General features: G+C 36.8%; 28 protein-coding genes and 1 pseudogene. 18 read left to right on the top strand and 11 right to left on the bottom strand.

What is annotated here, in order from left to right; genetic code table 11:
- The first annotated feature begins 4 nt into the window (after positions 1–4).
- The gene (gene tatC / locus AC25Y1_RS18090; protein ID WP_488149405.1) at positions 5–775 is read left to right on the top strand and encodes a twin-arginine translocase subunit TatC; all 771 of its coding nucleotides are present in this window, start codon (positions 5–7) and stop codon (positions 773–775) included.
- 42 nt (positions 776–817) lie between these two features.
- Here tatC and AC25Y1_RS18085 read toward each other — a convergent pair whose 3' ends face one another.
- Positions 818–1,555 carry a CPBP family intramembrane glutamic endopeptidase gene (locus AC25Y1_RS18085; protein WP_488149404.1) on the bottom strand — a complete coding sequence of 246 codons (738 nt, stop codon included), beginning with the start codon at positions 1,553–1,555 and terminating at the stop codon, positions 818–820.
- A 183-nt stretch (positions 1,556–1,738) separates the two neighbouring features.
- Between AC25Y1_RS18085 and groES the strand changes: the two genes are divergently transcribed.
- Both groES and groL read left to right on the top strand, forming a co-directional pair.
- On the top strand, positions 1,739–2,023 hold the full coding sequence (gene groES, locus AC25Y1_RS18080) for a co-chaperone GroES (protein ID WP_488149403.1): 285 nt from the start codon (positions 1,739–1,741) through the stop codon (positions 2,021–2,023).
- Positions 2,024–2,079: 56 nt separating this feature from the next.
- Entirely contained in the window at positions 2,080–3,720 is a 1,641-nt protein-coding gene (gene groL / locus AC25Y1_RS18075; protein WP_488149402.1) for a chaperonin GroEL, read from the top strand.
- Positions 3,721–3,893: 173 nt separating this feature from the next.
- Here the strand turns inward: groL and AC25Y1_RS18070 are convergent, their stop codons facing one another.
- Positions 3,894–4,280, bottom strand: a complete 387-nt coding sequence (locus AC25Y1_RS18070) for an MFS transporter permease (protein WP_488149401.1) — start codon at positions 4,278–4,280, stop codon at positions 3,894–3,896.
- Positions 4,281–4,411: 131 nt separating this feature from the next.
- Here AC25Y1_RS18070 and AC25Y1_RS18065 point away from each other — a divergent pair, with 131 nt between their 5' ends.
- The 6 genes from AC25Y1_RS18065 to AC25Y1_RS18040 all read left to right on the top strand — a co-directional run bounded on the left by AC25Y1_RS18065 (position 4,412) and on the right by AC25Y1_RS18040 (position 8,161).
- On the top strand, positions 4,412–4,999 hold the full coding sequence (locus AC25Y1_RS18065) for a TetR/AcrR family transcriptional regulator (protein ID WP_488149400.1): 588 nt from the start codon (positions 4,412–4,414) through the stop codon (positions 4,997–4,999).
- 61 nt (positions 5,000–5,060) lie between these two features.
- Complete coding sequence (locus tag AC25Y1_RS18060; protein ID WP_488149399.1) at positions 5,061–5,570, top strand: hypothetical protein; 510 nt, start codon at positions 5,061–5,063, stop codon at positions 5,568–5,570.
- 136 nt (positions 5,571–5,706) lie between these two features.
- Positions 5,707–6,222 carry an RNA polymerase sigma factor gene (locus AC25Y1_RS18055; RefSeq protein ID WP_488149398.1) on the top strand — a complete coding sequence of 172 codons (516 nt, stop codon included), beginning with the start codon at positions 5,707–5,709 and terminating at the stop codon, positions 6,220–6,222.
- On the top strand, positions 6,215–7,105 hold the full coding sequence (locus tag AC25Y1_RS18050) for a hypothetical protein (protein ID WP_488149397.1): 891 nt from the start codon (positions 6,215–6,217) through the stop codon (positions 7,103–7,105). The genes AC25Y1_RS18055 and AC25Y1_RS18050 overlap by 8 nt, the downstream gene beginning before the upstream one ends.
- Before the next feature lie 180 nt (positions 7,106–7,285).
- Complete coding sequence (locus AC25Y1_RS18045; RefSeq protein ID WP_488149396.1) at positions 7,286–7,804, top strand: hypothetical protein; 519 nt, start codon at positions 7,286–7,288, stop codon at positions 7,802–7,804.
- 135 nt (positions 7,805–7,939) lie between these two features.
- Positions 7,940–8,161 (top strand): hypothetical protein, encoded by a 222-nt coding sequence (locus tag AC25Y1_RS18040; protein ID WP_488149395.1) that lies wholly within the window; start codon positions 7,940–7,942, stop codon positions 8,159–8,161.
- A 63-nt stretch (positions 8,162–8,224) separates the two neighbouring features.
- Here AC25Y1_RS18040 and uvsE (AC25Y1_RS18035) read toward each other — a convergent pair whose 3' ends face one another.
- A complete protein-coding gene (gene uvsE, locus AC25Y1_RS18035) occupies positions 8,225–9,190 on the bottom strand; it encodes a UV DNA damage repair endonuclease UvsE (RefSeq protein ID WP_488149394.1) in 966 nt (321 codons plus the stop codon).
- 28 nt (positions 9,191–9,218) lie between these two features.
- Positions 9,219–10,172, bottom strand: a complete 954-nt coding sequence (gene uvsE, locus AC25Y1_RS18030; protein ID WP_488149393.1) for a UV DNA damage repair endonuclease UvsE — start codon at positions 10,170–10,172, stop codon at positions 9,219–9,221.
- A 147-nt stretch (positions 10,173–10,319) separates the two neighbouring features.
- On the opposite strand from uvsE (AC25Y1_RS18030), the gene AC25Y1_RS18025 reads away from it, so the two are divergent.
- On the top strand, positions 10,320–10,625 hold the full coding sequence (locus tag AC25Y1_RS18025; protein WP_488149392.1) for a monooxygenase: 306 nt from the start codon (positions 10,320–10,322) through the stop codon (positions 10,623–10,625).
- Between the two features lie 211 nt (positions 10,626–10,836).
- Positions 10,837–10,995: pseudogene (locus tag AC25Y1_RS18020) on the top strand (neutral zinc metallopeptidase); the annotation flags it as partial.
- Between the two features lie 64 nt (positions 10,996–11,059).
- Here AC25Y1_RS18020 and AC25Y1_RS18015 read toward each other — a convergent pair.
- The 3 genes from AC25Y1_RS18015 to AC25Y1_RS18005 form a co-directional block, all read right to left on the bottom strand.
- Complete coding sequence (locus AC25Y1_RS18015) at positions 11,060–11,572, bottom strand: hypothetical protein (RefSeq protein ID WP_488149391.1); 513 nt, start codon at positions 11,570–11,572, stop codon at positions 11,060–11,062.
- Between the two features lie 201 nt (positions 11,573–11,773).
- Positions 11,774–13,111 carry a gluconate:H+ symporter gene (locus tag AC25Y1_RS18010; RefSeq protein ID WP_488149390.1) on the bottom strand — a complete coding sequence of 446 codons (1,338 nt, stop codon included), beginning with the start codon at positions 13,109–13,111 and terminating at the stop codon, positions 11,774–11,776.
- 229 nt (positions 13,112–13,340) lie between these two features.
- Positions 13,341–13,955, bottom strand: a complete 615-nt coding sequence (locus AC25Y1_RS18005) for a hypothetical protein (RefSeq protein WP_488149389.1) — start codon at positions 13,953–13,955, stop codon at positions 13,341–13,343.
- Between the two features lie 161 nt (positions 13,956–14,116).
- On the opposite strand from AC25Y1_RS18005, the gene AC25Y1_RS18000 reads away from it, so the two are divergent.
- Positions 14,117–15,187, top strand: coding sequence for a tartrate dehydrogenase (locus tag AC25Y1_RS18000; RefSeq protein WP_488149388.1), 1,071 nt, complete (start codon positions 14,117–14,119; stop codon positions 15,185–15,187).
- Positions 15,188–15,231: 44 nt separating this feature from the next.
- Here the strand turns inward: AC25Y1_RS18000 and AC25Y1_RS17995 are convergent, their stop codons facing one another.
- Positions 15,232–17,040, bottom strand: a complete 1,809-nt coding sequence (locus AC25Y1_RS17995) for a DNA ligase D (protein WP_488149387.1) — start codon at positions 17,038–17,040, stop codon at positions 15,232–15,234.
- 107 nt (positions 17,041–17,147) lie between these two features.
- On the opposite strand from AC25Y1_RS17995, the gene ku reads away from it, so the two are divergent.
- The 4 genes from ku to AC25Y1_RS17975 all read left to right on the top strand — a co-directional run bounded on the left by ku (position 17,148) and on the right by AC25Y1_RS17975 (position 19,523).
- Complete coding sequence (gene ku / locus AC25Y1_RS17990; protein WP_488149386.1) at positions 17,148–17,978, top strand: non-homologous end joining protein Ku; 831 nt, start codon at positions 17,148–17,150, stop codon at positions 17,976–17,978.
- Between the two features lie 16 nt (positions 17,979–17,994).
- Positions 17,995–18,201 carry a hypothetical protein gene (locus AC25Y1_RS17985; protein WP_488149385.1) on the top strand — a complete coding sequence of 69 codons (207 nt, stop codon included), beginning with the start codon at positions 17,995–17,997 and terminating at the stop codon, positions 18,199–18,201.
- Positions 18,202–18,303: 102 nt separating this feature from the next.
- Positions 18,304–18,858 carry a sugar O-acetyltransferase gene (locus AC25Y1_RS17980; protein WP_488149384.1) on the top strand — a complete coding sequence of 185 codons (555 nt, stop codon included), beginning with the start codon at positions 18,304–18,306 and terminating at the stop codon, positions 18,856–18,858.
- A gap of 98 nt (positions 18,859–18,956) precedes the next feature.
- Positions 18,957–19,523 carry an NADPH-dependent FMN reductase gene (locus AC25Y1_RS17975; RefSeq protein ID WP_488149383.1) on the top strand — a complete coding sequence of 189 codons (567 nt, stop codon included), beginning with the start codon at positions 18,957–18,959 and terminating at the stop codon, positions 19,521–19,523.
- 55 nt (positions 19,524–19,578) lie between these two features.
- On the opposite strand, the gene AC25Y1_RS17970 is transcribed toward AC25Y1_RS17975, so the two are convergent.
- From AC25Y1_RS17970 to AC25Y1_RS17960, 3 genes are all read right to left on the bottom strand, one after another.
- Complete coding sequence (locus tag AC25Y1_RS17970) at positions 19,579–19,959, bottom strand: SET domain-containing protein (protein WP_488149382.1); 381 nt, start codon at positions 19,957–19,959, stop codon at positions 19,579–19,581.
- A gap of 69 nt (positions 19,960–20,028) precedes the next feature.
- The gene (locus AC25Y1_RS17965) at positions 20,029–21,114 is read right to left on the bottom strand and encodes a CotH kinase family protein (RefSeq protein ID WP_488149381.1); all 1,086 of its coding nucleotides are present in this window, start codon (positions 21,112–21,114) and stop codon (positions 20,029–20,031) included.
- Between the two features lie 127 nt (positions 21,115–21,241).
- Positions 21,242–21,487, bottom strand: a complete 246-nt coding sequence (locus AC25Y1_RS17960) for a hypothetical protein (RefSeq protein WP_488149380.1) — start codon at positions 21,485–21,487, stop codon at positions 21,242–21,244.
- A 239-nt stretch (positions 21,488–21,726) separates the two neighbouring features.
- On the opposite strand from AC25Y1_RS17960, the gene AC25Y1_RS17955 reads away from it, so the two are divergent.
- Together AC25Y1_RS17955 and AC25Y1_RS17950 are read left to right on the top strand one after the other, a co-directional pair.
- Positions 21,727–22,260 carry a hypothetical protein gene (locus tag AC25Y1_RS17955; protein ID WP_488149379.1) on the top strand — a complete coding sequence of 178 codons (534 nt, stop codon included), beginning with the start codon at positions 21,727–21,729 and terminating at the stop codon, positions 22,258–22,260.
- 68 nt (positions 22,261–22,328) lie between these two features.
- Complete coding sequence (locus AC25Y1_RS17950; protein ID WP_488149378.1) at positions 22,329–24,068, top strand: DUF2642 domain-containing protein; 1,740 nt, start codon at positions 22,329–22,331, stop codon at positions 24,066–24,068.
- The last annotated feature ends 30 nt before the right edge of the window (positions 24,069–24,098 follow it).

Here is a 24,098-nt window from a genome sequence, read left to right as displayed (position 1 = left end):
TCCGATGAACAATAAAAATTTAACAATCATTGAGCATATAGATGAATTGAGAAAACGGCTGATGGTGATTGTCGTTTTCTTTGTTGTAGCAATTATAGGTAGTTTTTTTCTCGCGAAACCGCTCATAAATTTTCTCCAAGTACAGGGGGAAGCAAAAAATATCACGCTGAATGCATTTAATGTCATTGATCCTATGCTGATCTATTTAAAAGTCATTTTCTTTATCGCAGTTGTGGTTATTTCACCAATTCTGATGTATCAGATGTGGTCATTTATCTCTCCTGGTCTGCACGAAGCAGAACGGCGAGCGACGCTGAGTTATATACCATATGCTTTTTTACTTTTACTAGGTGGTATTTCATTTGCCTATTTTGTCTTACTCCCATACGTCATAAAATTCATGATGAATTTATCGAATGATTTAGGGATCACGCAGACCATTGGTGTGAATGAGTATTTTACTTTCTTATTTCAATTAACGATTCCGTTTGGGATTGTCTTCCAATTACCCGTTGTTATTGTGTTTTTTGCTAGGCTTGGTCTATTGAATCCTTCGACACTTGTGAAAGTGCGAAAATATGCCTACTTTGGTTTGTTCGTGATCGCTGCATTCATAACACCGCCTGATCTCATGTCTCATCTATTTGTAACGGGACCACTATTCATACTTTATGAGATTAGTATTGTTATTGCTCGTGTTGGTTATCGAAAGTACTTAAAAGCAGAACAACAACGCCAAATTGAAGAAGTTCAAAATACAGCAGCTGGTGAATAAAAAGTCTTCCAACCGAATAATATCGGTGGAAGACTTTTTTTGTTATCTGATTAGCAATGCGATGAAAGCTTGATTCAACTTTTGTAGTTCCAATATTTTATCATAATTCAGTTGGATAATAACAACCAATCCGTTCATTAACAAGTGTGAAATCATTGGTGTAATGAGCCTTTTGGTCTTATAGTAGACGAATGAAAAGACAAGTCCTGGGGCTAAGTAAATGAGTAAATGATGAAGTTCACCGTGAACAGCCGCGAAGATAAGACCACTAATTAAAGCGGCTATGATAAAATTGGTTTTTTGATAAAGGCCGCCGAAAATGACGCGTCTGAATATAATTTCTTCTAACAGCGGTGCAAATACAACAATACAAATAATGATTATGGGCGATACTTTGGCAATCTCTGATAGAAAGGCTGTGTTTTCTGATCCGGCCTCAATACCGATAAATTGTTCAATCATACCTGCAGCCATTTGTCCGAACAGGGCTAGGAAAAATCCGAGGACACCCCATAAAATTGTGGCACCTATCGAAGCGGGTTTTCCTTTAAATACATGAAAGAATTTCTTTTTCGTGAACATTAATAGCAGAAAAATAATTGCCGCTAGTGTATTTACTGTGAAAAGCGACCATGCAATTGCATGATATTCAGCTTGTTGTGCGGTTATACTTGGATTTCCTGTAAAGTATTGATAAATCGGCTTGACTAAAATTAGACTACCGATTTGCATGACGATATAGGTAAAAATAAGATAAAAATAGATTTTCCAGTTTTTCAAAATGTTCATCCCCTTAATAACAACTGATGTTATTTTATCTGTTTTAAGTGACATAAGCAAAGAGAAGAATGTTAATGTACTTTGCTTGCAAAAGGAGTGGATGTTTATTATGATAGAAATTGTATTAGCACTCCAAGTAGGCGAGTGCTAAAAGTAATTATTATCTTTGGGAGGTTGTTTTACATGTTGAAACCATTAGGTGACCGAATCGTAATCGAATTAGTTGAGGCGGAAGAAAAAACGGCTAGTGGCATTATTGTGCCAGATTCTGCGAAAGAAAAACCGCAAGAAGGTAAAGTTATTGCTGCAGGAACAGGCCGCGTTTTGGAAAACGGCCAACGTGTCGACTTAGAAGTTAAAGAAGGCGACAAGATTATCTTCTCAAAATATTCCGGTACTGAAGTTAAACATGAAGGCAATGAATATTTAATCCTACGTGAAAGTGACGTTTTAGCTATCATCGGTTAATTCAAGGAAGATTTGAATACTGTAAAACATACGTAAATTCTGGAGGGATATTATAAATGGCTAAAGAAATTAAATTTAATGAAGATGCTCGTAGTGCGATGAAACGTGGAGTCGACAAGCTTGCGGATACGGTTAAAGTTACACTTGGACCAAAAGGACGTAACGTCGTTCTAGAGAAAGCATTTGGTTCACCACTTATTACAAACGATGGTGTAACAATTGCTCGTGAAATCGAACTTGAAGACAAATTTGAAGATATGGGTGCAAAACTCGTAGCTGAAGTTGCTTCAAAAACGAACGAAATCGCTGGTGATGGAACAACAACTGCAACAGTTCTTGCACAAGCAATGATCAGCGAAGGACTTAAAAACGTAACAGCGGGTGCAAACCCTGTTGGAATCCGTAAAGGAATCGAACTAGCTGTGAAAAAAGCTGTTGAACAATTAACGGTTATTTCACAACCAATCGAAGAAAAAGAATCTATCGCACAAGTTGCAGCAATTTCTTCAGGAGATGAAGAAGTTGGTCAGCTAATTGCGGATGCAATGGAGCGCGTTGGTAACGACGGCGTTATTACTATTGAAGAGTCAAAAGGATTTACAACTGAACTTGATGTTGTTGAAGGAATGCAGTTTGACCGTGGTTATGCATCAGCATATATGGCTACAGATACGGACAAAATGGAAGCAGTTCTCGACAATCCATATATTTTAATTACAGATAAAAAGATTGCAAACATCCAGGAAATCTTACCTGTTCTTGAGCAAGTTGTTCAACAAGGTAAACCACTTCTAATGATTGCAGAAGACGTTGAAGGAGAAGCACTTGCAACACTTGTTGTAAACAAACTTCGCGGGACGTTCAACGCAGTTGCAGTTAAAGCACCAGGATTTGGTGATCGTCGTAAAGCAATGCTTGAAGATATCGCAATCCTTACAGGCGGCGAACTAATTACTGAAGACCTAGGACTTGACCTAAAAGAAACACAAATTACACAACTAGGAACAGCTTCAAAAGTTGTTGTTACAAAAGATAACACGACAATTGTAGAAGGTGCTGGAGATACAGACCAAATCGCTGGCCGTGTTAACCAAATCCGTTCACAACTTGAAGAAACAACATCCGAGTTTGATAAAGAAAAACTACAAGAGCGCCTAGCTAAACTATCAGGCGGCGTTGCAGTTATTAAAGTGGGAGCAGCTACTGAGACTGAGTTAAAAGAGCGCAAACTTCGTATTGAAGATGCACTAAACTCAACACGCGCAGCTGTTGAAGAAGGAATCGTTTCAGGCGGAGGAACTGCACTTGTTAACGTCTACAAGAAAGTAGAAGAACTACTTGAATCGACTGATGGGGACGTAGCAACTGGTGTTAGAATTGTTCTTCGTTCACTTGAAGAGCCAGTTCGTCAAATTGCAAACAACGCAGGCCTTGAAGGCTCAATCGTTGTTGATCGTCTAAAGCGTGAAGAAATCGGTATCGGTTTCGACGCAGCAGAAAGCGAATGGGTAAACATGATGGATGCAGGTATCGTTGACCCAACTAAAGTTACACGTTACGCGCTTCAACACGCAGCATCTGTTGCAGCAATGTTCCTAACAACTGAAGCAGTCGTTGCGAACATTAAAGAAGAAGGCGGCATGGGCGGCGGAATGCCAGACATGGGCGGCATGGGTGGAATGGGCGGCATGATGTAATTCACCACCCATTAACCTTGATGTAAAATTAGTGTATATTTTTCTTAGATGTTTCCGTAGAGATTTTTATCTCTCGGAAACATCTTTTTTTATGCTTAGAAACTTAGAGAGTATGGAGATACTAAGATAAGATTTAACATAGAAATGACCTAGTTAAACCAGGCCATTTTACTTTAGTTAGTTAGACTATTTGTTTTCCTCTTCCTCGTAACGTAGCTGGAGCAAGTAGTCATAAATATAACACCTAGGATCATTACGATGATGCTGCTCAATAAATAAGATGAATCGATGCTTAGTAATACGTTATTTCTAAACCAAGCTTGGAATGGCAATCCTAATCCGAGCAAAACACCAAAGAATAACACTTTAGTCGTCCAGCCTTTTCCTTTCATCTTTTTTATCGAATAGTTCACGAATAATCTTAGTAATCCTAATCCCGTACCAACTGCAAAGAAAATCAGTAAAAATATTTTAGAATCCTCAATTAGTATGAACGCTTTGCCAATTATTCCAATAGCGGCTAATAGGGATATACTCATAATTATTGTAGTTTTTTTCATTAAAATCACCTTCCGTATTTTGATTACCACTGAACAGGCTGTTGAATGGTATGTCTTTATTTTATTTTGTTGGTAGAATGAAAGCAATAAACAAAAAATATGATTATGTTCAGTAGTACGGAGGAGATAGCATGGTTTCAATATACGATGAAATGAATGGAAAAACGAAGGAGAATATCCAGAAGAGTTTTCTGCAGATACTAAAGGAAAAGCCATTTATGAAAGTCTCTGTCCGTGATATAACAACTATTGCTGAAATAAACAGAGGGACTTTTTACTTGCATTACGAGGACAAATTCGATCTTCTACACCAAATAGAGGATAACTTACTTAAAGGCCTTGAATTGCAATTGAAACGTCTAAAACCAGACATTTTGCTTTTGGAGGCAGAAAATGGACGAATTTCAGTGCTTGCTGTTGAAGTGTTTCGCTATATAAAAACAAATGCAGAACGCTTCCAGATTTTATTAGGTGAAAATAACCAACTTGGTTTTCATAGGCATCTCAAGCAGTTTTTTCTCAATCACTTCGGAGAAAAAATGATGCAAAATAGTACATTTTTTAGAGAATTAACGATACCAAAAGATTATTTAGCAGCGTTTGCTACCTCTGCATTTTTAGGGTTAATAGAGCAATGGCTAGATAATTCCTTAGTTGAATCTCCAGAAGAAATGGCTGATATGTATATTCAAATCATTCTTTTTATCAGGAATATGTAATATGTAATGTGATAATCTGCAGTCTATACCTATCTTAAAAAAGAGGTTAGAGGTGAAACTATTGAAAAAGATAGTAAAAATAATTTTTTTAGCGATTTCATTATTTATTTTAGGTTCATCTTTTAAAACTAATTCTAAAGCAGAAACCAGTAATAATAAAAATCTAATGGGAGAAATTATGAAGTTTAGTGCTTTAGATGAGGAAAAACAAATTAAAGCTGCGGAAATATTAATGGAAAAAAGGTTTGGCAATAACTATTCCATTGTTTTGTTTAAAAATAATGATGGCATCGGATATGCAATTTCAGAAAGTGACAACTTGATTTCAGTAATGTTTGGAAATAATCTGCAAGGATATGACCAATTTAAAAACTTTTATATTGTATATGGAGAAAAACCTAAAGATGATTATCGAGAGTTAGAAATTACAATCGAGATGGGTAATAACCATGATCATATGGAAGAGGTGATTGCCCTAGATTCAGGGAAGTATTATCTCCATGTAAAAGAACTTTCCAAGAGCATTGAAGGTACTAGAGTATTTTCAGACAACTATAACTTTAATGAGTAAGATATTGAAAAAAACTTTTCGCAATTGTTCTAACTTTGCGAGAAGCTTTTTTATATTATTAAAATAAGACTGTGACTTTAAATTTTGGTTTACGTCTAAATGATGAACAAACAAAAGCAGGGAAGGATGAGTTAACTTGCCAGATGCAAAGGAGGAAATTACGAATTGGTATCATCTTTATGGTGATTCAATATTTAAGTATATTTTGATGATGATTAACGATTACCAGCAAGCGGAGGATTTGACACATGACACATTTATTAAAGCTTATAAAAACCACCATTCCTATCAGAAAAAAGCATCCCCTAAAACATGGCTATTCAGCATTGCACATAATAGCACAGTAGACTATATCAGAAAACAAAAGCCCATAAAGATTTTTCAAGACATTTTTCAAACCGTGAAGGACCCAGCATCTTTACCGGAAGACGTTTTAGAAATCAGGGAAAGTTCAATTGAGTTGTATAAAGCATTGAGCAGATTAAAATCCACCTATCGTGAAGTCATCATTCTCAGGAAAATAAGAGAGTTTAGTGTAAAGGAAACGAGTGAGATTTTAAATTGGTCAGAAGGAAAGGTTAAAACAACACTTTATCGAGCAATTCCCGCTTTAGAAAAAGAATTGTTAAAGGAGGGGTTTTTGTATGAATAATAAATCTAAAGATAAGTCTTACTTTGATGAACAGCTTAAACAATTAGATCAAGATATTATTTGGCAGGAGAAGAGAAAAAGAAAAGTTGAAAGAGAAATTTTATTTACGATTAAAAGTGATCCACTCAAAAACAGAACTAAACTATTCGCAGGCTTTAAATATGCGTTGAATATAGGAATGATGGCTATTTTATTATTCGTCGGTTATTACTTCTTATCTAACAGTATCACTAATCAAAGTGGAGAGAGTTTAACTGGCAACGAGGGTAATCAACCAGATAATAATCTAATCATCGATGAAGAAGATGACCCTGAAGACGTGGAAAAAGAAACGTCAGAAAAAGATGATGAAAATCAAGCGAACTCAGAAGATGTGGTTGAAAACAAAGAAACAAATATGGAGATTCATACAGGCTCTACAGAAACAGAAATTAGGAACGTAGAAGGTATGGATGTTGAAGTTCCAGTTATAAATTATCATATACAACCCTATGGAATTGCTTATCAAATAAGCGAAGATTTTGGTGTTCCTGAAGTGAGCAACAACAAAATAACTTATTCAACCGAATATGATTATGAGATAACATTAGAAATAATAGAACACATAAATCTTGAAAAAGCCGTATCGAACTTGCAAGAAAGTTTTGAAACAGAAGGATTTGAAGAAAGTTCTCAAGAAGGTTATGGATTGGTAAGCACACCAGTTGAAGAAAATGGTTTGAGAGGAAAAACACAACTTTACGGCGACCATCCTATGACAGGATTTATTGTCTATGAGATTGATGAACATTCATTCGTGATTACATTTCAATATCCAATAGAAGGTGCAGATGGAATGAACCCACTTTTGGAAAGCTTACGAAGGTCAATTAAAGTACAATAATTATTTCATGATTATGTAAATGATTAAGAAACCCAGCTAATCTTCTCACCTGAAGGTAGCTGGGTTTTAAAGTTGAATGTCCCAAATCAGCTTAAAGGCTAAGCCTGTGTTCATAAAAGAAATTCTTCATAGCTTAAATAGATGTAATATTGTTATAATGGGAATTAAGGATGGTGATTTATGGTTATTGTTAACCTCGCATTTTTTACATTCATTTTGATCGCTTCTTATTATCTAACGTTTATCAAATCAAAAGGTGATGTACTGAAACAGTATTTGTCATTTATACTTATCATCTCTTTTTTCTTTGCCTATTTTTTTGATATCAACTCAGTGCTCTGGCTCACGTTAATTTGTGCATTAGGACTCATTTTGGATATGAAATCACCAATAAAAGACAAAATCATTGTTACCTTTATCGCACTTTTTATTTTCGTAATCTATCGTGTACCTACAGATCCGGCAGAATTTGAGATGTACTTAATAGAGGAGCACGCGATTCATTGTTCAGCGGGGGAATGTATAGGGGTTGTTGAAGTTGTAAATAATGACATGCTTCAAATGCAGGCGACTACTTATGATGTTCAAGGTTTAACTTTTCATTGGTATTTCATTTTTTCAAAGGCTGAAATCATATTGAACGATGAAAAAATAAAGGCAGTCAATATCGCAGGATTTTGGATTCAAGTAGAAGAGTAGATATTTCTAATAAAGATTGGTCTACTCTGATTGCTGCCTTCTGTATATTTGTGTTTCAACTCATGCTATAATGAGTAACTTAAGATCATTACCTTTAATGGACCGGATGCTAAAAAGCCTCGGAGGTGTAAAAGAATGAATAAACGATGGACTATCGCTAAAATTAAGGAATTTGTTGATAATAACTCTGAAAGTAAATTATTATCGACAGAATACCACGGTTTTTCTCAAAGATTACAATTTGAATGTGCGTGCGGTAACAACTTTGAAAAAACATTTACGAAATTTAATAATAAAAACCAACGTAAATGTGATGTATGCCAACCGCCAAAGGATCAAGTAACGTCTAGCGAATAACAAACGTGCTAATTTCTATTAATGAGAAATTAGTGCTTTTTTTATTTTATAAGCAATTTGCATCTACTTTAGGAGAAAAGAAGAGCCATCAATCACTTCAATATCTTCCCTTGTTTTGATTTCCTCCATTAATTTAAAAAGTGCTTCATCTTTCTGCTTCGCCTCAATCATACAGTCAATTTGTGGAACACTTCCTTTTACGACTTTTAGGAAGTTGAAAAATAGTTCGACGTCTATATAATCCGAGTGGTGACGAAATGCGGCATCGCTCTTAGGACTTGATATATGCATTTTTAACGGGAATGGTGAGTGCCGCCATGTCTGCACAACTCTATCCCAGTTATGCGCCCAATTAGGGTTCACGTGGTGGGCAAGATGGTGATGATAGTCGAAAACTAGAGGGATATCTAATTTTTCACATAAGTAAAGTGTATCTTCTAATGTAAAAGAGGTATCATCATTTTCAAGCATAATCATCGTTTGAATCCTTTTTGGGATGTCCATCCAATTATCGATGAAACGTTCAAGAGAAAGTTCGGTTGCTTTATAGTTTCCACCAACATGCATGACACAGCGATGAGTGGGATCAATCCCCATCGTCTTTAATAATAAGTAATGCAGCTTTAAAGTACGAATTGAATTTTTCAAGATATGCTTCTCTTTAGAATTAATAAGAACGAAGTGATCTGGATGAAAATCAATTCTCATCTTATGTTCTTTTGCGAAATCTCCAATCTCGCGAAGCGACGCTTTTAGTGGCCTTATATAATTCCAATGTGGAAGCGCTTCGTGGTTTGCTAAAGGAATAAGGCGAGAGGTTAATCGGTAAAAGTGAATGGCAGAAGCTGCATTATGTTTTAACAGTCTGAGTGTATTGTGAAGATTTGAAAGTGCAATCCGTTCTAATTTACGTATAGCAGCATCTCGGTCATCAATTTTCTCGAATTGAGTAAAAGTCATGGTTTGTGATGGGGATGCATTTTTAAGTTCCATACTCATTGCGACATACCCCAGACGTACAATCGTCATTTAAATCCACCTCAGTTGTTTTATAAAATCACCATTCTATTGTTGAACTTGAAATACGTTTAACTCCCCGAATCGCAGCAATCTCGTCTACAAGTCTCTGCATAGCGAGGTTCTTTTGTTTTGCCTCAATCATGATGTCAAAGTCCTGATTAAGCTCTTTCGCTATTTTCAAAAAGGGGAGGACAAAGTCTAATGAAACAAAATCAGCATGGGAACGGAAGGCTTGATCGGATTTTGGGGAAGAAATATGGACTTTCGGGACAATATTAAATTTATCCCACGTCTTAAATATACGTTCTAGGTAAAGAGGCAGGTCAATCTCCCCGCTATTTGCCAAATAGTGATGATAATCGAACACCATGGGAACTTTTTCTTTTTCACATGCAATAAGGGTTTCCAAAATATCATACGTTTTATCATCATTTTCTAGCGTCATATGCTTCTTAATTTCTTTTGGCAATTTCTTAAGGTTTTGATGGAAACGTTTGATTGAACTAATTTTATCCCCATAGGCTCCGCCAATATGTATATTAATGAGCCCTGTATCAAGTGCATTCATCGCTTTCAGCATCTTAAAATGGTAATCCATACTTATGAGAGCATTCGTCGTAACTTCATCTCTTGGACTTGTGAAAAGAGTGAAATGATTTGGATGAAAGCTTACTCTGAGCTTAAAATGCTTGACTAGATCTCCAATTTCTTTCCATTCGTTTTTAAATGGTGTTAAGAAATCCCACATCACTTCGGGATGGGTTGCTAATGGGACGAGTGAACTTGAAAAACGGTAAATTTCTATTTCATGCGCAATATTATAATGCAAAATTCTCTTTGTGTTTTGTAGATTTTGTGCGGTTATAAATTTCAACTTTTCCATTCTCTCGTCATTGGGAAGTGTTGAATACCGTGTGAAAGTCAGCGTTTTGGATGGACTTGCATCCCATAAACCAACTGTATTTGCGACGTAGCCAAACCGAATTTTCATCTACTTTTCTCCTTTATTTAGACTAGTATAGTATCCGCTGAAATCGATATATGTATACATGAGATGAGTATGTCAAAAGCAATATTGCGTATTATTATTGTCCAGATGGTATTATAGATTCAATTAAACCCTAAAGGAGTGGTAATCATGAAATATTTATTGCAGGTTGATTTTAAAATGGACGGTCCATTCGGTGATGAAATGTCAAAGGGATTTGCTGATCTGGCAAAAAGTATTAATGATGAGTCAGGTGTGATTTGGAAGATTTGGACAGAGGATGCGGCGGCTAATGAAGCTGGTGGGATATACTTATTCGAAACGAAAGAGGATGCTGAAAAATACTTAGTCATGCATTCAAATCGTTTAACCAGTTTTGGGATTACCGATATTCGCGGTAAAATATTTGAAGTGAACGAAGCATTATCCCTTATGAATCACGCACCAATTAAATAATAAAGGCCTTCCATCAGTTTACTGAACTGATGGAAGGCTTTTATTATTTTGTCAGTCATATGTGAATGTAATTGTTGCAGCCAAAAGATGCTCTAACTTTTTTAAAAAAGGGTATACCATTAATGAAATTTAAAGGGAGAAGACGAAGCACTAATGTTGAGGACAGAAGAGGCATGGGCGGTGGCGGAAAGACACTCATAGGCGGTGGAATTTAGGTGATGATACAATTCAAAAACGTGCTCAAGGATATATTGTTCCTGAAAGATTTACCCACGGCACATCCAAACAACGAAAAAACTGGTTTTATCAAGGATTTGAATCCGGAACAATAGAGGGCGGCAATACATTCGAAGGGACTGAGATTAGATAATGGGCTGTAAATAAACGGAAGGATGGCAAGTTCAGTGTTAACTTGCCATCCTTCCAATTTGCTATTAACTAACAGTAATTTCCGGGTTAGAAGCAGTCACGGCATCTATGAAGTTTTGTCGATTTTTCAAACCAATTAAGCTTGCTGGAAAAGAAAAATGCGTTCTTCCTGATGCGTCTAGTACATAAACTAACCGTTCAACCTTGCGTTCCTGATTCACTGGATTCATTTGGTTTGAGCCGAAATTAAGACCACTTGGCCTTGCATTCTGTTGGTCATGTTGGTTTCGTTCTACAATTGTTTCAACCTCTCTCGTAACAATTTCAGAAACATTATCCAGTGAAACCTCATTAGCTCCAAATAGTTTTTCATACCGCAAGAGATCATTTTCTATTACTAATTTTGTTTTCAACTGAGCCGCACAGAAGATGATTGGAACGATTAGCAGTAATAATGTCCATATCGGCATGGACTCATTTGTGAAATAAAGAGCCAGAATTACAACAGTAATAATTACTGGAATCCCTATGCCAATCAGTAAATTCGACTTAAATATTTGTGGTTGAATAGTAGACACTCCCATCCTATTTTTATCGAAACTATAAAAACTTAACTATCAAAGAATTTACAGCATACCTTTCCCAATTATTTTCTATAGTAAAGACACTATAACAATTGAAGGTTAATTCGAGGTTAAGATGTTAAATATGCTTATCATAACAAACAGGTAGTAAAAATCCTCATTGCAGAAAATGCAATGAGGACTTTTCTTATCTTATTAAATGAACAAGCTAAGGAGTAAAACAACACCAAGACCGACGACAGAAGTTGTGAGAAGTAGTAAACCCCATGTTTTAAATGTTTCTTTAATAGTGAGGTTAAAATACTCTTTAAACAACCAGAAAGACGCATCGTTTACGTGTGTGATCGTGTTACTACCAGCTGCTGTTGCCAGCACCATTAAGACAGGGTTAACATCAAATGTATGAATCAGCGGACCAACAATACCAGCCGCCGTAATCGCAGAAACAACACCAGTACCCGTTGCAATACGAATCAATGCAGTGATGAACCAAGCCATGATGAGTGGTGATATTGTCGTGTTCTCCATCATTGAAGCGATATAATCGCCTACACCTGAATCTAAAATAACCTCTTTAAAAGCTCCACCGGCACCAACAACAAAGATAATCATGGCAATGCCTTCAATAGCCTTCGAGAATGAGCCCATTATTTCAGTCATGTTGCGCCCAACACGAAGTCCAAACGTATAAATCGCAATGAGTACAGAAATTAGTAAACTGATTTCGGCACTCCCAAGGAAGTTGATAACTTCGTGGAATAACGTACCTTCTTCAATAAACATATTCAGAAGTGTTGCGGTTGTAATCATGATCGCCGGAATTAAAGGAACAAATAAACTGACCGCAAATCCTGGCATTTCTTCATTTGTAAATTCTTTTGGTTTTTTCAAAAGAGCTGGTACTGGACGATCTAAATTGGGTAATAGTCTTGGAAGTATAATACCAGCTGCAATTACAGCAGGTATAAAAACGACAATTCCTAACAGATAAACCATACCCATATCTGCACCATAAGCCTCAACAAGTGCTGTTGGACCAGGTTGTGGTGGGAACAAACTATGTGCCAAAGTTGTCGCTGCAACCATTGTAATCCCTAAACGCATATAGGGAATCTTAGCTTCAATCGCAATACTAATGACAAGAGGTGCTAAAATAATGAAAGCGACTTCATAGAAGACAGAGATACCAAAGATGGCACCGACGATAATGAGTGCCCATTCAACATTTTTGACGCCGAATTTCTTTAAGAGCGTGGATGCAATACGTTGGGCTGCACCCGAATCGACCATTAATTTACCTAATACTGCACCAAAACCAATAATAAGTGCCAGACTTCCAAGCGTGCTACCTAGGCCAGCTTTTATTGTGCTGACGATATCTGTTGGTTGCATACCATTTAAAAATCCAACGAGTATTGCAGCAATGATTAGTGCGACTACACTGTTCAACTTTAGACGCATATTCAAAAATAAAAGGACTGCGACACCAATTACGACCGAAATAATCGGCATATTATCTATTAACCAAGTCATTATATTTACTCCTCCAATTTGAAAAATCAATAAAATGTTACCGCTTTCTTTTTGATTATTTAGTTTGTCTGCCAACCAAACTAAAGAGTCGACTTCTTTATAGTATTGAAATTACATCTAAAAGTCAATAAGTATTATTGCGCTGAAAGTGTGCCGAATGTAGAAATCCTAGAAGCATAGTAGTTCCTTTGTGCTTAGAGTGCCACTCGTGTTAATTATTATGTAGTTTTTAGATTTCCTTATTTTTGTGTTGCTCATTTTTCAGTTTATCCAACTTAAGCTTCTTCTTCTTCAAATTGATATCTTCCATATCTGCTTGATATTGTTCTTCGACATCAGTTGTAGAAGGGATAAATGGTTCAGTATTATAATCGGTTCTTTTACCATACCGGATCATTTCGTAAATAATCATTCCATTATTGGGTTTTCCGTTTACCGTGATCATCGGTACGATATCGAATAGAACAAAATAGAAAGCATAAAAAACAAAACGATCAAAAAATGTTTTGTAATCCTGGAGATATCCATTTGCAATCATGGCATTAAGCGCTAAAGCAAGAGATAGGTTAATAAGAATAGGACCAGCATAAATTGAAATATAAGCAAATTTACTCGTGTTTTTTAACTTGTCATAGGAAAACCAGCTGTACAGGTGATAATGCTTTCGAATATCAAACCTCCATATTTTATAAATTCGTGGACCTGAACCAATCGTTAACCTCGGATTTTTCACGCCGAACATTCCACTGATTAAAAAATAACCAGCTTCCCTCAAGAATCCGACAACCGGAAGAATTATGAATGCTGATATCACTAACGAGAGTAAATCGGACAATCCAAACATTTGATCACCTTCCGCGTAAAAAATCAATTAGGTTGCTAGTGATTAATTACCCGAAGGAAGAAAAATGAACCATTTCACTGGCTGAAAATGTATAATGAATTCATGCAAGCTTAGAGCCACTTCGTAATAAAATACATAGTAAACCACCGTAGGAGGAAATGATGAATACATTTAACATTGCGCTTATTCCAGGAGATGGGATAGGTCCTGAAGTTGTTGCAGAAGGCACGAAAGTTTTAAAGGCGATAGAACAGCTTGATCCAACAATTGCTTTCGAGTTCACTGAATTTCCATGGGGTTGTGAATATTATTTAGAAAATGGAAAAATGATGGCTGATGACGGCATTGAGCAATTAAAATCATTTGACGCCATTTATCTTGGGGCTGTTGGATATCCAGGGGTTCCCGACCATATCTCGTTGTGGGAGTTGCTACTTCGGATTCGAAAAGAATTTGACCAATACGTAAATATTCGCCCAATCACGCTGTTAAATCCAACGTTAACGCCGTTAAAAGATAAAACGCGAAAAGATATTGATTTTCTTGTCATTCGTGAAAATAGTGAAGGCGAGTATGCAGGTGCTGGAGATTGGTTGTTTAAAGGGAAACCAGAAGAAGTTGTCCTACAAACTGGCGTCTTTTCACGAAAAGGAACTGAGCGTATCATTCGATATGCTTATGAGGAAGCTAGAAATTCAAATCGCACACTAACGAGTATTAGTAAAGCGAATGCATTAAATTATTCAATGGTTTTTTGGGATGAAGTTTTTGAAGAAGTAGGCTTAGAGTATCCAGATGTTCAGACATATTCGTATTTAGTCGATGCGGCAAGTTTATATTTTGTAGCTGAACCTGAACGATTTGAAGTTGTCGTGACGTCCAACTTATTTGGAGATATTTTAACTGATATCGGGGCGGCGATTACTGGCGGGATGGGCCTCGCGACTGGCGCAAACATAAACCCAGAACGGAAATATCCTTCAATGTTTGAACCCGTTCATGGTTCAGCCCCTGATATTGCTGGTAAAGGCATTGCGAATCCACTTGCTGCAATTTGGTCAGTGAGTCAGATGATGGACTTTTTTGGTGAAGAGCAATGGGGAAGACGTATTCTAACAACGCTTGAGCTTATCTTGACAGAAAGAGAAAGCTTAACCCCAGATTTAGGTGGTACAGCGACAACTAGTGAACTTGGAAATCGGTTTATTGAATTACTAAAATCATCGAAATAAGTCTAGAGGGAAGTCTTTCAGTAGGTTATGAAAGACTTCCTTTTTCAATTCAATAAATCCCTCAACTGCGTAAGAACCACTTCAAACTTTTGTTCTTCTCCAACCTGACGGAAATGTTTAAATGGGTCACCCTTATTTTTAATTCGCTCCAGAACGACAGGCATTGGAAATTGCGAAGGATGCAGTTTGTCATTTACTTCATCCCAGAATAACGGTGTGGCGATAAGTCCTTGCTCATTTTCTCTAGGCGAATAAGGAGCGATAATTGTTTTTCCTTCTGCATGTTGAAGATAATCCAAGTACAATTTATGATGCCGATTTTTCTTTAACCGTTCGATTGTAAACCACTTCGGTTCCTGCTCACATAAGAAACGACAGACGAATTCAGTGAATATCCGTGTATCCTCATAAGTAAAGGCGTCTATTGGCAAAGGGATGTACAGTTGCAATCCTTTACCGCCAGATGTTTTAACAAATGATTGAAGATTAAACTGGTCGAATATGGCTTTCATCTTCAAAGCAGCTTCAACGGCTAATGAAAATTCATTTACGGAAGGGGGATCCAAGTCAAATACAATTTCAGTAGGACAATGGGTTTTCGTTGTTTGAAACGGGATGTGAAATTCTAATGCGAGTTGATTTCCCAACCATAATAAAGATTGAAGATCATTGCAGACGATATAACGAATATCATCATGTTGTTTTGTTGTAATGAAATCTGGTGTATAATCAGGTGCGTTTTTTTGATAAAAGCTTTCTCCTGGCACGCCATGTGGAAAACGGATTGCTGTTAAAAGACGGTCCTGTAGGAAAGGCAGAAAATGAGGGGAAATCTTTTGTAAGTAAAATATGTAATCGTCTTTATTAATATCGACGGTTGGCCATACCGGTTTTTCAGGATGTGTAATTTGAATAACCGGAGGGATGGGGTGGAGTTGCCGTTGCATCTTTTTCCAATTTACTTGTTCAGGCGTAGTCTCAAAGTTGAACTTATGAAAACGCGGCTCTCTCAGCTTTTTTTCATCAAAATCGATACAGGCAATATCTACGCAAATGGACGGGGGCAATTCCCAAAGATCTTGCGCTATTTGAGTCCCTTTTGTTTGAAAAAACTCGACTAAAGTCATTCTTTCTTCATCGGTCATCCCATGGCTAAAAACAGTGATTTCGACTAAATCATCTGCCAGATAGACGGAACCGTGAAAAAAGCCGTTTTCTTTATTATAAGTCGTTAGAACAATCGTTACATATTTCCAGTTTTTGATTTTTAACCATTGATTTGTCCGCTTTCCAGCTATCCAATCACTTGTTTTTCTTTTTGCGATGGCACCTTCCCCGTTGTTTGTAACGATTGTATCCCACACTAAATCTGTATCTTCGTAAACATCGATTGCACGAAGTATTGTATTGTTAGAACCATTCAATTGCAGTTGATGAAGTTCTGACTTCCTGTGAGTTAAGGGAGATTTCGTCAAATCAACCCCTTTTATCTGAAGAAGATCAATGGCAATATAGGTACATGGATAATTTTCAACATGCTTTACAATCACTTTTTTAGTTTTCATTCTGCCCCGTGTTTGAACGATTGCAAAGTCACTCTTGAACGGATTGACTAAATGGACTAATTCTCCATCCATTGTTAGCGGTAGAAAAGGAGCCATTTCTGTATTGAGGGATAGACATTGTTGAATGATCTCAGGAAACTGATGTGTGAGGTCATGACCATTTCGACTAACTAAAGTTGGTGTTTCATCCCAAACTAAAATGCAACGAAAACCATCATATTTTACTTCGTAAAGCCACTCCTCACCAATTGGAAGCTCATTTGCTGGCGTTAAAAGCATTGGTTTCATAAATTTGAACCTCATCTCATTTTATCTTAGGATTCGATTTAATTTAGTTCTTATACATAAATTCGGGTGACTGCACCCATAATAAACAAAAAAGCGGGTGAGCAAAAATGCATACAGTTTGGAAAGGTAGCATCAGTTTTGGATTGGTGAATATCCCTGTAAAGCTTCATGCAGCGACTGAAAATAAAGATGTCAAACTGCGTCAATTACACAAGGAATGTCACACGCCAGTGAATTATGAAAAGGTTTGTCCGATATGCGATAAAGAAGTGAAGAACGAGGAAATTGTTAAGGCTTACGAATACACAAAAAACAAATTTGTCGTGTTAGATCAAGAAGAATTGGACCAATTGAAAAAAGAGAATGAAGACAAGGCAGTAGAAATTATCGAATTCGTAAAGTTAGAAGAAATCGATCCGATATACTTTGAACGAAGTTATTTTATGTCCCCGGATAGCGGAGGGGGAAAGGCTTATGCCCTGTTACGAAAAGCGCTAGGTGATTCTGGAAAAATAGGCGTTGCAAAAATTGTCATTCGTTCTAAGGAACAGCTCGCGGTCGTTCGTGTTTACGGCGACACTTTGTTAATGGAAACCATTCATTTCCCCGATGAAGTACGCAATGTCGGGGAAGTACCAAATATTCCGAGTGCAGAATCGGTTGTTCAAAAAGAGCTGGATACGGCGCTCATGTTGGTGGACCAATTGACGACAGCATTTGATGCCGAGAAGTATACCGATGAGTATCGATCGGCTTTACTGGAATTGATTGAACAGAAGAAATCAGGAGAAATGACGGTAACTCCTAGCGAGAAGGGACCAGATATGCCGTCTAATGTGATGGATTTGATGACTGCACTTCAAGCATCACTCGATAAAACAAAAAAGAAACCGGCAACTCGAAAGAAAGCGACAAAAACGGTGAAGAAAAATGCATAATTTGGAGGCGACAGGGATGTTTGAAAACTTCCAAATTGCTGAACCGTTGTTTATAGGGCAAATTCATGAATGCCAACAGTTTAGGCTGACAATCAATGGAGAGGAATACAAAGGCATTTATAAAGATGATGAGATCAACTGGTACCATCCAAAACCAACAGATGTAAACAGAGTTGCGATTGAGGTAAAAGTATATGGTCTGATCAACCATTATTTACAATGAGGTGAAAAGGTTTTTCGTTATTAACTAGCGGAAAGCCTTTTTTCGTTCTTTTTCATGAATTTATGTAAAATGGTACTTATGGAAACAAAAAGGGGGTGCAACATGAGAACTGAAAAAGAAAAAATGTTAAACGGCGAGTTGTACAACCCAGACGACGAAGAATTAGTAAAAGAACGCCGCAATGCTAGAAGACTCACGAGGATATTTAACCAGACAACAGAGGAAGCAAAACGGACAGAATTACTGAAGGAACTATTTGGTTCAACAGGAAATAGTATAAATATTGAACCGAATTTTCGATGCGATTACGGGTATAACATCCATGTTGGCGAGAACTTTTTTGCGAATTTTGACTGTACCTTTTTGGATGTATGTGAAATTCGAATAGGCGATAATTGTTTTATCGCACCCGGTGTACATATCTATACGGCTACCCACCCAATCAACCCAGTGGAAAGAATAGCAGGAAACGAATACGGAAAAACAGTAAAAATAGGCGATAATGTATGGATCGGCGGACGAGCCGTCATAAATCCAGGGGTTACGATAGGAAGTGATGTCGTGATTGCATCAGGCGCGATTGTTACAAAAGATGTCCCAGATAATGTAGTAATTGGCGGGAACCCTGCGCGGATAATTAAGACAATCGAAGAATAGAATACACCACAAGTCTGAGTCCTTTCTTTTTGTGAAAAGTTAATCCATAATTAGAAATGTTGCAGAAGTAATTTTATAAAAAAAGGGAGTCATAGATCATGACAATTAAAGTAAAAGCAATTATAGGAAGCACCAGTTCAACGTCATATAACCTGAAAATAGTCGAGCATTTAAGAAAGCGACATGCAGATAAATTAGAAATTACGCCGGTATTTATCAATGACCTTGAAATGTTCTCAATTGATATAGAAAGTACACCACCTGAAAACGTGAAAGAGTTTAAAAACAATGTAAAAGATTCAGATGCAATATTATTTGCAGTCCCTGAATACAACTACTCGATCCCAGGTGCTTTAAAAAATGCACTCGACTGGTTCTCACGTGGTGGCGATTTAACAATTCAAGCGAAACCTGCCTTCATCGTTGGATCCTCCATGGGCGTACTAGGTAGCGTACGTGCGCAAATGCACTTAAGAGAAATTCTATTGAATCCAGCATTAGCACCGATTGTCCTTTCAGGAAATGATGTATATATCGGATCTGTTCACACAAAAATGAACGAAATCGGAGAACTAACCGATCAAGCGACAATTGACTTCTTAGACCAAGTCGTTGATAACTTCGTTGAGTTTTACAAGAAGACGAATGCTGCGGTAGGCGTTTAAGAATTATTGATACAAACGAAAACAGACGCTCAGCAAGAGCGTCTGTTTTCGCCGTTCAATCTATAACATCAAACCATAATGGAGATTTGTCCTCAAGTTCACCATTATAGTTAATCGTAATTTCTTCACCATCTTTAATATCCTCATTCGCATAAAAATCGATCGACAGATTATCTGTATTATTAATAAACGTCGTATTTGACGTGTATGAGTGATTAAATAAGGAACCGTAGCCTAATGCAATTGCGATTTGTTCGTAATCCTCTCCCCAAGTGAAGCAGTAATTGAAAAGTACGGTCTTCTTCAGATACTTCCACTCATCCTTACCAGGTACTAAAACAGGTGAAACCTCAATGAGTTCACCTGTTTTAATATCACGTGTAGCAAATATCCCTTTCCCATACTTCCTGGTATCTTTTACGCATATTGGTCCCATGCAGTAACCCCTTCCCGTAATCCTTGGTCAGTTTACCTTTCGTATGATAGTCGATAATGCAACGACTTCTTAGTCAAAATTTAATAGTTGCTTTTTCAAGTAGCTATTGCGGTCACGAATAAATTGAAGGATGAATTCAGGTTCACGATCGTAATTGTCAATCTTCCTTTTTTTATAAGGATCAAGAAGGATATGTGGTCGCAGAGCTTCATGTAGAGAAAACACTTTATCTTCCATATAAGGAACGGTAAACTTTGTTTCAAGGATTTTTTCCAAGATATTTCTGTAAAGATTACGGAATTCCGGGAATCTCATAAGCAGATAGCAGAGGTGATTGTTCTTCTTACCTTCCATTGGGACATAAGTATAGTGCATGGTTCCTCCGTCGACTTTACGTCCCCATGTTGCATCATAGTCCCAAGGAATGATTTCAAATAACTGTGTGTCACGATTGTGATACAGTGCATAGTTGTGGGTGAAACCATCATTGTTCATTGTGCAAACAGCTCCCGCGAGCCAATAAAAAAAATGCTCAATATTGATATGTTGGGAAATTTTATCAGGGAAGTCAGGCAGAGGTAGCGTATTAATGTTATTTATCAAATCATAAAGGATGTCATCATCTGAATCGTCTCCAAATGCACGTTGATAACCTGAAAGAAGTGACGCTTTCATTTTTTCGTCTCTCATCATGGAGAAATTTGCATTATTGTTAACTGCATAATAAATAGGTCCCGAGGGTAGGCCTCTCTTTTTCAGAAACAGCTCATCCACGGATTCCAATTGTAAATAGACGCCTTTATGAGAATCATTGCGTGTGAAAGTAATGTGTTGACTTTGTGGTGATAAAACACCAAGGTCATGAAAGAAGTCGAAGGAAAGTTTATTTCTGATAAGTGACGGGTCTCTGTATTCGGCGTTCAGATGAATTTCGCGAGCCCCGGAGAATGATTTTGGCGTGTTAAACTCGATGCGATAGGATCTTTTTCGGAATTTCCGTGTATAAGATCCTCTATATGCAATACCGATATCATACTTGTCATCTTCGACCTTCAGTGAGGCTGGAACAGGGTCGTTGCTCCAAACATCTCCCCGTAACTCATTTAGATTCTTTTCATCGATTTTTAGAAAATAAGCTGGAATTAGATAGGACATGCAATCTCTTTCCTTTCACTTATTCAATCCAATGATTACTAGATGCATCAACAATCATTTGTTAATGTCACTACTGCTTCATGAACGATGAGTGACTGATCATGCGGCAGTAGCTGGATTATCTACTTCATCGACCTTTTTTTTCATTTCCTTTTCTTTTATTCCCTCTAGAAGACTTCCCTCTAGAAGACTTCCCTCTGGAAGTATTACCTGTTGACGTAGTGCATGTTGACGTATTACCTGTTGTAGTAGTGCCTGTAGAAGTTGTACCCGTTGATGTTTTTCCTGTAGAAGTTGTACCCGTTGATGTTTTTCCTGTTGAAGTAGTGCCAGTAGTTGAATCCTGAACCCTAGCCTTTTTTCCTTTTGGCATAATTATCCCACCTTTAGTTTGATATATTCCATTGTATTCAATACTTTAATATTTGTGTCGGCAGCAAGTGATGAAGATGAAGTGTGCCAGATTGGATTTATATAAAATGTACAACTATAGGCAATAGAATTTTGTAAAAGTGTTTTAGCCTATTACTCAAAAATGGGCTATTGACCATTACTTTGCCTAATCAATAGACATATAGATAGTGGGATACTATAAAAGGAGGTTAGGAAATAATGAAAAAGGAAATGTTACTTACTTTAGTAGATAAAGTAGTTAAAGTGGATAGGGGTGGTCCTGAATCGCGTATTGGAAAACTACTGTCAGTTGATGCGGATTGTATTACGTTGCTTACCGAGGACGAAGGAATTGTTTATTATAAAACACACCATATCAAAAGTCTAACAGATAATGCAAAAAATGAATTACAATTCAACGTTGAAATTCCCGAAGGCTTTGAGTATAAAAAAGGCACTAATTTTAAAAGTATTTTAGAAAAATTAGAATACCATTGGGTGAAAATTAACCGTGGTGGCCCTGAAACACTTGAAGGCGTGCTAGATGATATCAACGAAGACTATGTAACAATTGTCGCTAACGAAGAAGTCATTCGGCTTTCCATGTTTCATATTCGTAACGTAAGCTATGGCGTGAAAGTTGAAGGAACAAAGCCAGCTGGAAACACCAATGATAACGCAAATGAATCTAGCGGGAAGAATGCAGAAAAGGGAAATGAACAAAAGAAACAAAAGGATTCAAAAGAAAAGTAAATGGTTTTTTTAGCATTCGTCGCTTCTGTTGGGAAGCGACGAATATTCTATGAAGGAGGCTTCCAGAATTGCAAAAGCAAGACTTTAAGAAATCCTTAAGCGTACTAAAAGATACAAAGATTATTATATTTTTAAGTGACAATCAATTTGTAGAAGGTATTTTGTTAGATGTTAAACAAGATTATCTTGTCGTTAATGTAAATCAAAACATTTTTTATATCGCGCTTAAACATATTCAGGGTCTTTCAAAAAATGCTAAAGGGTTTCGCTTGTCCCCACAAGTTATGCCATATCTTAATAAAGACAATTTAACAGACCTATTAAAGGCTTTGCAATACAATTTAATTAGCATTAATAGTTTGGGGAAACAAGCGTTTTACGGCATGCTAAGCAAAATATCCGATGATCATATTACTTTAATAGATAATATGGAACAACTGTATATCCAAAAATCATATATATCGAATATTTATAAAGGGAAATATGAAATCGCAGAATCCTCATCTCATACAAACGTGGAAACAAAAGAGCAATTAGAATCCTCATCTCACACAAATACGGAAACACAAGATCAGTTAGAATCCTCCTCTCACACAGATACGGAAACAACAGATCAGTTAGAATCCTCCTCTCACACAGATACGGAAACGCAAGATCAGTTAGAATCTTCCTCTCACACAGTTATGGAAACACAAGATCAGTTAGAATCTTCCTCTTATACAGATATGGAAACAAAAGAACAATTGGAATCTTCTTCTCATACAAAGGCGGAAACAATAGAGCAGTTAGAATCCTCAACGGAGGATGAATTCAAACTAGCTATTGCTAAGCCAATGCAAATAACGAACCAAAATAATCCTGGAAAACATATAGAATTTCCGAAAAATATGATCATTACAGAGGTAGAAACTGAACCTGTAAAGGTCGACAAAAAACTTCAAGAGACTCATGTAATCACTGAAATAAATAAAGAGCATAAAAGGTCTGAAGAGCCTATCCAGGAAATAATTATTCGAGACATGGCTTCTCGCATGAATGAGGAATCAAAAATACAACAGGTGAAAGCTCCTGTTGAGGATGTAATTCCATTGAAACAGCCCGAAGAGAAAGCTGTAGTCAAACAGATTCAATCTCAAAATAAAGAAGAAGCTAAAAAAGATGTTGACACAAAACCTCTTCATAGAGAAATGGAAGACGCAAATGTTTCTGAAGAAAGGCTAGAGGCTTCTCTAAAAACTATGTTTATGGAGAATGTCACGCTGGAAAGCCTTATTAGAGAAGAACAATTTTTGCTTAATGAACGACAAAATAGAGATAGAAAAAAGAGAAAGTTAATTAAAAACAATCAACTTGCAATCAGTCAAAGTGAATCCTCATCTCATGAAGATGACGCTTATATAAAAGCGCGTCGTAGTAGACGTAGACGTTCTAGACGTTATAAATCATTAACGCATCAAACGGGTGATGCTACTTCAAATAATAATGCAAAGTATAGTGAAAACTTCGATATTTCAGTGAAGAAACCTATACAAACTGAAATGAATACCTCCCCTCCAATAAACCCTAAAGAAGAAAAAGCGAACCTAGAAAGGCAATACTATGCCTTAATGAAACACGCATCTAGAAATTCAGTTGACATGCAGCACTTACCTGAAAGTATTTTGTCACAGGAAGTATATTTTTTGCCTGTAAAGAAAATAAGCCGAGATGAGGAAAGAATATTAAAGAAGCAATACGATTCTTTAATGAAACATGCAGAAAAGATGTACAGTCAATTGAAAGATGAACGGTTACAAAATGATGTATGACTTTTGAAAGCGACTATATAAACACCAGTT

Source organism: Sporosarcina sp. Y1009 (assembly GCF_057669865.1).
The sequence above is the reverse complement of the archived record's forward strand: the minus strand, read 5'-3'. Positions and strand labels throughout refer to the sequence as shown.